General features: G+C 37.5%; 11 protein-coding genes. 8 read left to right on the top strand and 3 right to left on the bottom strand.

The window, feature by feature from the left end; translation table 11 throughout:
* Window positions 1-28 precede the first annotated feature (28 nt).
* The 4 genes from EXE10_RS10610 to EXE10_RS10595 all read left to right on the top strand — a co-directional run bounded on the left by EXE10_RS10610 (window position 29) and on the right by EXE10_RS10595 (window position 3,760).
* Window positions 29-1,483 (top strand): DKNYY domain-containing protein, encoded by a 1,455-nt coding sequence (locus EXE10_RS10610; RefSeq protein ID WP_130113339.1) that lies wholly within the window; start codon window positions 29-31, stop codon window positions 1,481-1,483.
* A 160-nt stretch (window positions 1,484-1,643) separates the two neighbouring features.
* Window positions 1,644-2,075: a large conductance mechanosensitive channel protein MscL gene (gene mscL, locus EXE10_RS10605; RefSeq protein WP_068972909.1), complete on the top strand. Its 432-nt coding sequence runs from the start codon at window positions 1,644-1,646 to the stop codon at window positions 2,073-2,075.
* A 142-nt stretch (window positions 2,076-2,217) separates the two neighbouring features.
* Complete coding sequence (locus tag EXE10_RS10600) at window positions 2,218-2,832, top strand: hypothetical protein (RefSeq protein ID WP_228256818.1); 615 nt, start codon at window positions 2,218-2,220, stop codon at window positions 2,830-2,832.
* Window positions 2,833-2,836: 4 nt separating this feature from the next.
* Window positions 2,837-3,760 (top strand): hypothetical protein, encoded by a 924-nt coding sequence (locus tag EXE10_RS10595; protein ID WP_228256817.1) that lies wholly within the window; start codon window positions 2,837-2,839, stop codon window positions 3,758-3,760.
* Here the strand turns inward: EXE10_RS10595 and EXE10_RS10590 are convergent.
* Both EXE10_RS10590 and mutM read right to left on the bottom strand, forming a co-directional pair.
* Entirely contained in the window at window positions 3,757-4,041 is a 285-nt protein-coding gene (locus EXE10_RS10590; protein ID WP_087552675.1) for a peptidylprolyl isomerase, read from the bottom strand. The genes EXE10_RS10595 and EXE10_RS10590 overlap by 4 nt on opposite strands.
* Window positions 4,038-4,892, bottom strand: coding sequence for a bifunctional DNA-formamidopyrimidine glycosylase/DNA-(apurinic or apyrimidinic site) lyase (mutM, locus tag EXE10_RS10585; RefSeq protein ID WP_130113337.1), 855 nt, complete (start codon window positions 4,890-4,892; stop codon window positions 4,038-4,040). Before mutM ends, EXE10_RS10590 begins: the two co-directional genes overlap by 4 nt.
* A 389-nt stretch (window positions 4,893-5,281) precedes the next feature.
* Between mutM and EXE10_RS10580 the strand changes: the two genes are divergently transcribed.
* The 4 genes from EXE10_RS10580 to EXE10_RS10565 all read left to right on the top strand — a co-directional run bounded on the left by EXE10_RS10580 (window position 5,282) and on the right by EXE10_RS10565 (window position 11,017).
* Window positions 5,282-6,580: a carbohydrate porin gene (locus tag EXE10_RS10580; protein ID WP_130113336.1), complete on the top strand. Its 1,299-nt coding sequence runs from the start codon at window positions 5,282-5,284 to the stop codon at window positions 6,578-6,580.
* Between the two features lie 46 nt (window positions 6,581-6,626).
* On the top strand, window positions 6,627-8,795 hold the full coding sequence (locus EXE10_RS10575) for a TonB-dependent receptor (RefSeq protein WP_130113335.1): 2,169 nt from the start codon (window positions 6,627-6,629) through the stop codon (window positions 8,793-8,795).
* A gap of 39 nt (window positions 8,796-8,834) precedes the next feature.
* Window positions 8,835-9,971 (top strand): NADH:flavin oxidoreductase/NADH oxidase, encoded by a 1,137-nt coding sequence (locus EXE10_RS10570; RefSeq protein WP_130113334.1) that lies wholly within the window; start codon window positions 8,835-8,837, stop codon window positions 9,969-9,971.
* Between the two features lie 122 nt (window positions 9,972-10,093).
* Window positions 10,094-11,017, top strand: coding sequence for an AEC family transporter (locus EXE10_RS10565; RefSeq protein ID WP_130113333.1), 924 nt, complete (start codon window positions 10,094-10,096; stop codon window positions 11,015-11,017).
* Window positions 11,018-11,088: 71 nt separating this feature from the next.
* Here EXE10_RS10565 and EXE10_RS10560 read toward each other — a convergent pair whose 3' ends face one another.
* The gene (locus EXE10_RS10560; RefSeq protein ID WP_130113332.1) at window positions 11,089-11,901 is read right to left on the bottom strand and encodes a tetratricopeptide repeat protein; all 813 of its coding nucleotides are present in this window, start codon (window positions 11,899-11,901) and stop codon (window positions 11,089-11,091) included.
* Window positions 11,902-12,119 lie beyond the last annotated feature (218 nt).

Below are 12,119 nucleotides of genomic sequence, written 5' to 3'. Positions count from 1 at the left end.
AATAAATATGATGATATAGGTATGGCGTTTGAACAGTCATTTACCCACAGAAAAACAGCAAAAACTGAAACAGCTCATGGTGATATTCAGTATTTTACTGATCACTCTTTTATCTGTGTTTATTTTTTTAATCGCTAAACCCACTCGGGAACTGAGTAGTTTTGAACTTGATCGGCAGGGTCAGAAAGTGGGCTCAGGTCCGACAGAGTTTAGAATTTATAATCAGCAGGTCTATGTCGCTGTACCGAGTAATGGTCATTATCTAATTCCTGAGGCAGATCTAAAGACGATTCGTATGCTTTCGGATGATATTGCGACCAGACAAATAGCTGTGGATCAAAAGCATGTCTATTGTGGCAATATGATTCTGAAAAATTTAAATCCGCAGACAGTTCGCTCGATTGGTGATGGTTATATTACCGATGGTCAGGTCAGTTATTATTGTTCGCAGATCACGGAACGTAATACTGAGTTGAATATTGTGAAGGAGGTCTGGCAGATTTTGCTTCATCACACTGGAATAGGTTCAAAACCGCAAAATTACTGGTATCCACATTATCAACTGGAAGTGAGCAAATTTCCGTATCAATTAACTGTTCAGGGAACGGTCAGTAATGGGGAGAATACCTATTTCAGGGGAAAACTGGTTGAACAGGCAAATGGTCATACTATGCGATATTTGCCATCTTATTCAGGCAGGTCAGATCGATTACGAGAGAGTAGCTATTACACCGCTGATGGAACACATGTTTATTATAAGAATCAAAGTGTTCCTGTTCAGGATCATCCTCAGTTAATGGTGTTTGATTTTGGTGGTGGGATTGAGTCTGAATTTTTACATGATCCTAAAACACAGAATTTTTATTATCAGACATCGCCATTTTCACAAAAATATTCACCTTATTATTTGCTCAATAAAGATGATGAACATGCGCATGATCCATTATTTCTTAGTCAGCAGGGCATTTATTTTTATCATCGAAAGGAGCAAAAATTAAAGCGTGTAGGTGATAATCCATTCAGTCAAAAGATGACACAATTGGCTCCTGATGTTTTTCATAATGGACAGGATACCTATTATCTGGGACTGTACGATAAATACATCCGCAGTAGGCGGGGAACGAAACTCTGCTATCGTTCAACTGTGCTTTATCGGTTGAAGAACGCACCTGTAAATCGTTGGCAGAAAATTGCTGAAGTGAAATATGGTGATGGTAGGTGGCGTGCTGCAACGATATGGAAAAATGGTACGCAATATTATTATTTTGACGAGTTTGGGCAGGGGCAGGGTTTTAATCAGGCGGTTTATCTGATCAAAGATGCGTATGCATTACGATTTATATTAAACCCATCGCGATCCAGTGATGATATCCGTCAGTATGTAGGTCATGGAATCTTATTATCTCCTCAGGTAGAACGGTTGTTGAAGGCAAAATATGACGAAAAATTCTGCCTAAGCTTACTTTGGTCGGAAAGTGAATAGGAAAAGAAGCCGTAATGTGAAAATAAAAGTGTTTTTAGGCATAAAATGTAAATAAATATTGGAATTTTTTAAAAACCAAGTAAATTAGCTAACTATATATATTAGAAATTAATGTATACTTCGTCACATAAAAATACGCACAAGGCGCGTGGAGATACAAATGGGTGTTATTGCTGAATTTAAAGAGTTTGCTGTCAAAGGCAATATGATGGATATGGCGATCGGTGTAATCATCGGTGGTGCATTTGGTAAAATTATTGATTCATTAGTAAAAGATATTATCATGCCATTAATCACTGTGATTACTGGTGGTGGTGTAGATTTCACACAAAAATTTTTCGTATTAGGTGCTAATCCAAACAATCTGACTTCTTTAGATGAATTGACTAAAGCAGGTGTAAACGTTTTAACTTATGGTAACTTTATTACTATTTTCTTAAACTTCCTGATTTTGGCTTGGGTCGTTTTCTTATTGGTTAAATTCTTGAATAAAATCCGTAAGCCTGCAGAAGAAGCGCCTGCAGCTACACCAGAAGATATTGAATTATTACGTGAAATTCGTGATCAATTAAAAAATCGCCCTCAGGGTTAATTGACTCAAAGCGGTTATTTTAGGTGGCTTATACTTAAAAATAATTCGAATTCAGTTGAATAAAACGGTGCAATCAAGTACCGTTTTTTTATGGAAAATTGAGTTAAGGATGATGAGTTTGATGAACAAAAGTATATGGATCATGACTGTAGTTATAAGTTTATATGCTTGTTCTGATCATTCGTCAGCCGATATTGAAAAATCAAAAAAAGAAGAACAAAAAACAGTTGAAACAGGCTTAACTTTTAAAGAGATGCCGAATGAAAATACCACCTATATTACGATTGAGACAGATACAATTGATGAAAATGATGCATTAATGTTGGCATTGCAGACTCGATTATTAAAAGCCAATTTTGAGTTTATTGAAAAAGACAGTGGTACCTCTTGGTCAGAAAATGACTGTAGTCTAAATAAAATTATTCAAGTCAAAGGACAAGGCATACGTTCTTATACTGCGGTGAGTAATGAAAAAGTAGGTGAAGATAAAAAGGTACGTCCAGACTTCGTGCTTTTGGTTTTTGGTTTTGAAAATGAACAAATTGCGGAGCAAAACTTTCAAATCATTGCATCTGCGGTGCATTCAGCCAATGGCTATTGTAATGGTAAGTCACCTGAAAATATTGTGAGAAATGGCAAGGAAGTTTTTTACTTCACAACACGCGCTGAAATGTTTAGACCTTATATTGATGAATATACACAGTTTATTCGTGATTTTAAAATTCAGAAAGAAAATTTAGAAAATAAGGCAATATAAATTGATGAAAATGCGTCTACCATTATTTGCTTTTACATGCTTTTTACTAGCAGGTTGTCAGTCTAAAGCAAAAGTAGATGAAAGTTTTCTTGATGAATTTAGCCCCTCTATTCGAGCTAAAGTACAATCATTATGTGAGCGCTATGATATAGATCACGAGAAAGAGGGTATATATTTTAGCAATCAAGCATTAGGCGTTTATACATTCATTGGTTTGAAGAATCATAATTTTGAAATTTTACGTTTTACAGATCGACGTTATCTTCCAAATTCAGAAGTAACGGATGTTTCCTCTCATTCTGGAGATTATATTCAAAATAAAAATTGGATTAATTTTAAAACAGAGCGCGCTGAAAACTCAGATCCACAGCGAAGATCATCAGATCGTTTTGATAAGTTATATTATCTAAACAGCCCAACCGCATCGTTTTTAATTCAAGACATTGAGGATGTTGCTAATTCAATTTCATGGTCTAACACGATGGGATTGGAGCAATCCTTTTTTAAGAAAATTCATTGTAATATCAATAATTATAAGGCGTATAAAGGTGAGGAAGAGCTTGCACCAAACTTTAAGAATCTTCCTGATGAAATGAAAGCGCTGGTCTTAGAACAACCTTTACATTTGAAAGTAGAGTTTGCAGAAAATATTCGTAAACAACTTGCAGAAAATGATGATCCTGAAACAGCTGTGGAACAACAGATTAGAATTTCGACCCCAATGCTTCAAAAGTTACATCAAAACCAACCCATCTGTATCATGCAAGGAAATGGAAAGGGGCTAAGTGGTTATATCGATCAATCAAAAACGCCATTCACAACTGCATGGTTAAGTGTTTACCAATTTGAAGGTGAGTCGAATGCGCAGATTGCACAACAAGGCGATCTTATTTCTACCTCTCAAGCAGAATGTGAAAGCTTGGATTAAAAATCCATCCGAAATTTAATTTCGAGTAAGTGCCAACCGAACTGACTTTTAATTGGCCCATGCAATTCACGCTCAGCTAATGTAAAAACTGCTTTATCAATTGGTGCCACCAATTGTCCTTTTTTAACATCACCGAGTTCACCACCTTTTTTAGCAGATGGGCAAGTCGAGTGTTGTTTCGCAATTTTAGTAAAATCAGCACCTGCTTTAATTTTCTTTTTCAGTTGTTCACAGAGTTCTTTATCTTTCACTAAAATGTGACGAACGATAGCAGACTTCATGATTTATTACCCTTAGATACTTTCTTTGCGATCATTTTAACTTTTTTGAGTGGCTGACATTGTGGACAAAAAACACTGGCTCTTTGACCAAGCTTTAAGTTTTCCAAGGTGGTTTCACAGTTCACGCACATTTCACCTGCACGACCATAAGCCAAAAGAGTTTGTTGGAAATAACCATTTTCCCCCATAGCATTGCTGTAGTCTCTTAACGTTGAACCGCCCAAATCAATCGCTTGTTTTAAAATGCGTTTTACTTCGATGACGAGTTTTTCAATCTGATCGATGCTTAGACTAGAAGCAGGTTGAGCAGGATGAATGCCGAGATTAAACAAGCTTTCAGTGGCATAAATATTGCCGACTCCCACGACGATATGGTTGTCCATAATCGCGACTTTTGCACCGACATTTTTATTTTTAAACTTTGAAGCAAGATATTCAGCATTAAAAGCATCACTCAGCGGTTCAGGGCCAAGTTTATCAATCAGTTTCGTTTGGCTTTGTTCATTCAGCCAAATGATGCAACCAAAACGACGAGGATCGTGATAGCGTAGCTCACTGTCTTCAAATTGAATGATTAAATGGTCATGCTTTCTCAGTTCATCCTCTGGATTGCAGATTCTAAAACTACCAGACATACCTAGATGCCATAGCATGGTGTGACGTTCAAACTCTGCCAAAATGTATTTTGAACGACGGCTCAGGTTGATTAATTTCTGCCCTTGAAGTTGCTGAATATCCTCAGGAATTGGCCAACGTAAACGTGATTCACGAACTTGTACCTGTATCACTTTTTGATCAAGTAGGGGCAGTAAGCTGGTTTTGGTGGTTTCAACTTCTGGTAATTCAGGCATTGCTCATCATTTCTGATTGGGATGTGGGCTATTGTAAGCAAGAATCACAGTAGGATAAAGCACAGTATTTACTTGTTGCCTTTTTCTACATTGGTCTAAGTGCAGATTTATTATTTAGAAATAAACATCTGTTATTTAAAACAAAGTTAACTCATAACGAGAAGTTATGAAACTAATAAAAATTATCTGATAGTTATATGTAAAAAAATGTGTAAATTTCTAGTGAATAATTTCTCTTTATTGGCTTAAAAGGTCAATTAAGTAGAGGAATTTTGTTTTTTTATAAGTTGATTTTTCAATTAAATATTTGAAATTTAGGTCTTTGAAATTTCGAAGTTTTCATATTGATTAACTCACTATTTTTGTTTTGCTTCACACTAGGCTTTCCCATGAAAAAAATTGCGCATTCATTATTGGCAATCTCGATTTGTACCATGATGTCTTCGGTTTCATTTGCAGAAGATGCTTTTGATTTAAATGGCTCAACTATGACCGGTGACTGGGGTGGTACGCGTACTGAACTGGCTGATAAAGGGGTCAAGTTCGACGGTACGATTGCAATGGATAGCTCGTATCTTGCCGATGGTGGTTATGATGCACATCAAGCTCCGACATTTGCGACGCAATTTGGCTTAGGCACAACCTTAGATATGAATAAGCTAGCTGGTTGGAGTGGTGTTACGATTCGTGCATTGGTGACTGCGCGTCAAGGTGAAAGTACGTCTTTACGCGGGATTCAAGCACCTGATGCTCCACAGTGGGCAAATTCTCAAGCCAACTGGGGGCGTGGTAACTCTGGTAGCCGTTTGAGTGAATTGTATATTGATAAAAAATTTGATTCGGGTTGGGATGTCCGTTTGGGGCGTATGGGCTTAGGCACAGAATTTAATACTATGGCATGTGATTTCCAAGGCAATGCTTTTTGTGCAGCGCAAATGGGGAAATGGCAAGGCAAGCTTTGGTATAACACACCAGTTTCACAATGGGGCGGTCGTGTGAAATATCAGTTCAATCCTGAGCTATATGCACAAGTTGGTGTATTCGAATATAACCCTGAAAATGCGTTGGAGCGTCAAGGGTGGAACCTAGACATCAAAAATGCCGATGGTGTGAATATTCTGTCAGAAGTTGTATGGTCGCCAAAACAAGGGTTGAATAATCTTCCTGGTAGTTATCGCTTTGGTACGCTTTATAACACAGCAGATGATGCGAAAAATCAGTACGATATTGCTCATAAAGCAGGAACAAAAGGCGAAGATCGTAGCTATGGTGGATGGATTGCATTTGAACAGCAATTGACTTCGACGGGTGAAGGTAAGCGAGGCTTACATAGCTTTGGTAATTTTACGTTGCATGATCGTACAACGACGGCTGTCAATGATTCACAACAGTTAGGGCTAAAATATTATGGATTATTAGAAGGTCGTTCCAATGATATTTTAGGTTTAGCAGTCAATCGTGTGCATTTAAACGATCGTTATGTCAGTTATGTGAATAATAGCCGCCTTGGCACAAATTCAAGACAGTTAAATGAAGATGCGGAGTATAATATTGAGCTGAACTACTCATATTACCCAACCAAATGGTTCATGCTTCGCCCTTTGATGCAGTATGTGGTGCATCCAGGTGCGACGAATCAAGTAGACAATGCCTTTGTTATTGGTTTGGGGTCTAAAGTTATTTTCTAAAATTATTATCTAGAGTTATTTTCTACAAGCTCCCGAGGAAACCGTTATGCAAAGTGTGAAATATTTAAATTTTAAAACAACACTACTTTGCTTAACGGCATGTATCGCACAAAATTTGTATGCTGAAGAGGAAACTCAGGTTTCCACTCAGCAATTACCCACCATTAAAGTGCAAGCAACACGTTCAGATACCAGTTTGCTTCAAACCCCAGCCTCTGTTTATCGCATTGAACAGTCTCAAAATCAAAATAATATCGGTGTGAATCTTACAGAAACACTCAAAGGTGTTCCGGGTCTACAACTCAATAATCGTGAAAATTACGCACAAGATTTACAATTATCAATGCGTGGATTCGGTGCTCGCTCAACCTTTGGTGTGCGTGGTATTCGTTTATATGTGGATGGTATTCCCGCAACGATGCCAGATGGGCAAGGTCAAACATCCAATATTGATTTGAGTAGTTTGGATCATATCGAGGTTTTAGGTGGTCCATTTTCATCGCTTTATGGAAACTCATCTGGTGGGACGATTTTAACCACAACCAAAGAAGGGCAAGGGCGAGATTCTATTGAATTGGGCTATTCAACAGGTAGTCATAATAAAAATCGTGCTGATGTTGTCTTGCAAGGCGGTTCAGGTCAAGCCAATGAACCAAGTTATGTAGTGAGTTCTTCATATTTCGATACCGATGGTTATCGTGAACATAGTGATGCCCAAAAAGTATTGAGTAATGCCAAACTCTCTTGGAACTTGGATGATGGTTCTAAAATTAACTGGTTAATGAATTATGTGGATATCTCTGCCAATGATCCACAGGGTTTGAGCCAGCAAGAATGGAAAGACAACCCGAAACAAGTTCAAGCAAATGTTTTGAAATATCAAGTTCGTAAAGATATTCAGCAAGCTCAGACAGGGCTTACATGGTCTAAACCAATCAATGATCATCATGAAATCTATGTCATGGGATATGCAGGGCATCGTGAAGTTACCCAATATCAAGGTATTCCAAATACGGTGCAAAGAAATCCTAATCATGCAGGTGGGGTGATTGATTTTGATCGTGATTATTACGGAGCTGATTTTCGTTGGACTGGGAAAGATATATTGCCGAATACACGCATTAGTCTTGGTTTAGCTGTTGATCAAATGGATGAAGATCGACGCGGTTATGAAAATTTTAAACGCACTTCTGTGAATACTTCCGCAACAGATTATGATTTTGGTAATAAGGGGAATTTACGCCGTGAAGAAGGTAATACACTTTGGAATATCGATCCGTATTTGCAAGCTTCGTGGCAGTTTTTACCTCAAGTTCGATTAGATACAGGCTTGCGTTATAGTAATGTACGTTATGAATCTAAAGATCATTATTTAGCAAATGGTGATGATAGCGGTAATAATAAGTATGATAAATTTTTACCATCAGCAGCGTTATCTTGGGAAATTATTCCCGACTTGACCAGTTATGTCAGTTATGCGAAAGGCTTCGAAACACCTACATTTACCGAAAGTGCTTACCGTTTAGATCCAATTGACCAAAGCCAAATTATTGGTGGAATAAATACCGATTTAAGTCCATCTTCAAGTGATAATTATGAGTTGGGTTTTAAAGCACAGAATGAATTTGGTTTGTTCACTTTGGCAGGATTCTATACAGAAACGCATGATGATATTGTTTCATATCTCAGCGATGCAGGTCGTACAGTTTATAAAAATGCTGATAAAACATTGAGAAAGGGCGTTGAGTTCTCTTGGCAAAATAAGCTTTGGAAAGATTTAACTGCACAGGCGAGCTATAGCTATATTGATGCAAAATTTGATTCTCCATATTCAAACTCAGATGGTTTGGCGATTGAAAAGGGTAATTACATTCCAGGTATTGCGAAGAACCAAGCTTATGTTGCATTAGGTTGGCAACCTGAAGTTGGTTTTAATGCGGGGCTTGATGTACGTTATATGGATAAAATTTATGCCAATGATGCTAACTCTGAATCTGCACCAAGTTATAGTGTGACTTCTGTTAATATTGGTTATTTATGGAAAAATAACGATTGGAAAGTACGTAGCTATGCACGTGTAGATAATGTTTTTGATAAGGATTATGTCGGTTCAGTAATCGTCAATACATCAGGGTCACAAGGCGTCTATCGTTACTATGAACCTGCGGATGGTTTAAATTGGAGCGCTGGTCTGAGCGTGACTAAGCAATTTTAATAGAAGATGATAAATTTTATAGCGTAAGAGGAAAGTGTGATGTCAGGAAAACAGCCTAAGTTATTTGAGCAAAAATTATTTGAGCAAATCCAGTTCGGATCACTTTCTCTTTGCAATAAAGTTATTATTGCACCGATGTGTCAATATTCTGCGACTGATCAAGGTGAAGTCACCTATTGGCATGAGCAACAATGGGCAAATTATGCTTTGTCTGGCACAGGCTTATGTATTATTGAAGCCACTGCGGTGCAAGCGGAAGGGCGGATCAGTTATGCAGATGTGGGACTTTGGAATGATCAACAACGTGATCAAATCAAAACACTATTAAATAAAGTCAAAACACTTTCACCGATGCCTTTTGCGGTACAGCTCGCACATGCAGGACGTAAAGCATCAACCGATAAACCTTGGTTTGGTAAAGGGCAAATTTCGCCTAATCATCAACACGGTTGGCAGACTGTTTCAGCAAGTCCAGTTGCTTTTAATTCGACGGATATCGCACCGCATGAATTGTCAAAAACTGAAATAAATAAAATCATTCAAGATTTTGCATCCGCGGCAGTTCGCGCAGTAGACGCAGGATTTTCCTTAATAGAAATCCATGCGGCACATGGTTATTTATTGCATCAATTCATGTCACCATTGTCCAATCAGCGTACAGATGAATATGGTGGCTGTTTAGAAAATCGTATCAAATTAACGTTAGAAGTTTTTAAAGCCATACAAGATGCTGTGCCACAAGACTATCCAGTCGGTGTGCGTATTTCAGCAACAGATTGGATGGATCATGAAAATGGTTGGAATATTGAGTCGAGTATTGAACTTTCTAAGGCCTTAGCACAATTAGGTGTAGCATATATTCATGTTTCTTCAGGTGGCTTACACATCAAGCAAGACATCAAAGTTGGGGCAAATTACCAAGTACCTTTTGCTGAACAAATTAAAAAGCAAGTGAATGTTCCAGTAATTGCTGTTGGGTTGATTACTGAAGCAGAACAAGCAGAACAGATTTTGAAAAGTGGGCAAGCAGATGCGATCGCACTGGCAAGAGCAATTTTATACGACCCGCGTTGGGCATGGCATGCCGCGGCAAAGCTAGGTGCTCAAGTCGCTATTGCGCCACAATATTTACGCTGTCAGCCTCATGGATTAAGAGATTTATTTAAAGAATTTTAAATTGATATGCGCTCTGATTATTGCAAAGGAGTAAGTACTTATTCCTTTAAAGTATTTAAGTTTTGATTCATTCTATTTTAGGATAGAGTTTTATTGTGTTGATAAATTACAGGAAGCTTTAGATGATTTTTTCGGTAATTTTTCCTGTATTTTTCTTATTATTTCTTGGTTTTACTTCTGTCAAAATTGCATTGATTAGTAAAGAGCAAATTACGGCTTTAGGTGCTTTTGTTATCAAAATTGCTTTGCCTGCTTTATTGCTTCACGCGCTTTCTTCTAAAGATTTGCATGAGATTTGGTATCCCTCGTATTTCTTTACTTATATTGGCATCACGGCTTTATTATTTGGTTTGTCATTTTTTATTGGTCAAAAATTCTTTAAAAACTCGTTTACCCATGCTTCGGTTTATTCGTTGGGTGCTTCGATGTCCAATACAGGACTTTTAGGTGCGGCGATTTTAACCCTGCTCATGGGCAATGAAGCTATGGTTTATATTTCTTTGATCGTGATTATTGAAAGTGTATTCCTTGTTCCATTGATGCTGACACTTGCAGAAATAGGGCGACAACGGCAAGCCAATTTATTCTCAATTTTAAAAACGACATTCATTACTTTATTTAAAAATCCGCTCTTTTTATCAGTTCTGATTGGAATGAGTTGTGCCATTTTTAAAATCCAAATTCCACATCTAGTCGATCAAGTGTTTGCAATGATTGGTCAAACCGCATCACCTTTGGCTTTATTCATTATTGGTGGGGGAATGGTTGGGTTGAGTATCCAATCTTTTAATTTGCAAACAGTCTATCTTGTCGTCTCTAAAAATATTTGTATGCCAATTTTGGTGTATTTAGGGCTGACTTATTTAACGGATTTAGAAAAAAAAATGATTTATGCAGGAACATTGATTGCTGCACTGCCAATGCCGTCAATCTTTGGCATATTTGGGCAGGTTTATGGAGTTAATGAGAAAGCATTAACACCGTTAATGGTGAGTACGCTTTTGGGATTTGTTGTGGTAAGTGTTCTGATTGGTCTTTGGTGGTAATCGCTTGAAATAATAAAATTAAAGTTAAAAAAATACTCTCGGTTGAGAGTATTTTTGTTTGTAACATGGCTTTATTTCTTTGCGGGTGCTTTCGCTGCTGGTTTCTTCCCTTGTTCAGCAATCAGCTTATTCACAATTTCCAAAGACTCTTTGGCCTTAGGTACATTACTCTTTGCAAGTTCTGAGAAGATTTTTTTCGCTTCAGGTAGATTTTGATCAATGATATTGCCATTCACCATCATATTACCTACAGCCATCGATGCAGGAATATAACCTTTTTTCGCTAAATTTTGGATTGCAGTAAGCCCTTGGTTAATGAGCGTTGCATTTTTCTTTTTTGCACCTTCGGTGATGTCATACAATGCTTTGGCATGAATGGCTGGAGCAAAGTCTTTTTTCAATAGTGGATCAAGTTTTTGTAAAGCTAGTTTGTCTGAGGCTGGTGTACCTTCTGAAAATAGTAGTACCGCCCATTCCACAGTTGCATCATCGAAACCTTGATTTGATGATTTCTCTAAGAACTCACGCATTTTTTTAGGATCTTTGGGCAAACCGAGTTGACCCACAGCATAACTTTGCGCGAGTACATAACTCGCTACTGGATAGCCTTTTGCTGATGAGTCTTGATAATATTTGAGGGCTTTTGCATCATTTTTTGCTGTGCCTTGTCCAGTTTGAGTGAGATAACCAAGGTTATATAAGGCTTGAGCATTTCCCGCTTTGCCAAGGCGATCTAACTCTTGAAAAGCAGCAGTGTAATTTTTCGCTTGGATCAATTCCTGTGCTTTGGCAAAAGCAGGATCTACATTTGATTGCGGTGCTTCTGCTGCAAACGCAGAAACACATGAAATGCTAAGTAATGTTGCTAAAAGAATTTTTTTCATTGTGACTATATACCTTGTTTTAATTTCAACACAATTCCATTTTTCGTGAGAGGATATCGTTGAAGACATATTTTATCTTAATTTGAAATTTGTAAATGTAAATATAGCAAATGTGTATGTTGATGTATTTATGTATAAATTGGGAATAAATACCAAGAAATTAAGGATTTTTAAAGATAATTAAGCGTAGAAATAAAGTTAACAACCCTTCGGGACTA

Source organism: Acinetobacter sp. WCHAc060033, from assembly GCF_004209125.1.
GTDB lineage: Bacteria > Pseudomonadota > Gammaproteobacteria > Pseudomonadales > Moraxellaceae > Acinetobacter > Acinetobacter wuhouensis.
Note: the sequence above shows the minus strand (reverse complement) of the source record. Positions and strands in the feature narration are given on the sequence as shown.

What these genes read in the sequence shown, in the direction of transcription:
- mscL (WP_068972909.1), top strand. Translation starts at nt 1,644, where the DNA reads ATGGGTGTTATTGCTGAATTTAAAGAGTTTGCTGTCAAAGGCAATATG.
- EXE10_RS10600 (WP_228256818.1), top strand. Translation starts at nt 2,218, where the DNA reads ATGACTGTAGTTATAAGTTTATATGCTTGTTCTGATCATTCGTCAGCC.
- EXE10_RS10595 (WP_228256817.1), top strand. Translation starts at nt 2,837, where the DNA reads ATGAAAATGCGTCTACCATTATTTGCTTTTACATGCTTTTTACTAGCA.
- EXE10_RS10590 (WP_087552675.1), bottom strand. Translation starts at nt 4,041, where the DNA reads ATGAAGTCTGCTATCGTTCGTCACATTTTAGTGAAAGATAAAGAACTC.
- mutM (WP_130113337.1), bottom strand. Translation starts at nt 4,892, where the DNA reads ATGCCTGAATTACCAGAAGTTGAAACCACCAAAACCAGCTTACTGCCC.
- EXE10_RS10580 (WP_130113336.1), top strand. Translation starts at nt 5,282, where the DNA reads ATGAAAAAAATTGCGCATTCATTATTGGCAATCTCGATTTGTACCATG.
- EXE10_RS10575 (WP_130113335.1), top strand. Translation starts at nt 6,627, where the DNA reads ATGCAAAGTGTGAAATATTTAAATTTTAAAACAACACTACTTTGCTTA.
- EXE10_RS10570 (WP_130113334.1), top strand. Translation starts at nt 8,835, where the DNA reads ATGTCAGGAAAACAGCCTAAGTTATTTGAGCAAAAATTATTTGAGCAA.
- EXE10_RS10565 (WP_130113333.1), top strand. Translation starts at nt 10,094, where the DNA reads ATGATTTTTTCGGTAATTTTTCCTGTATTTTTCTTATTATTTCTTGGT.
- EXE10_RS10560 (WP_130113332.1), bottom strand. Translation starts at nt 11,901, where the DNA reads ATGAAAAAAATTCTTTTAGCAACATTACTTAGCATTTCATGTGTTTCT.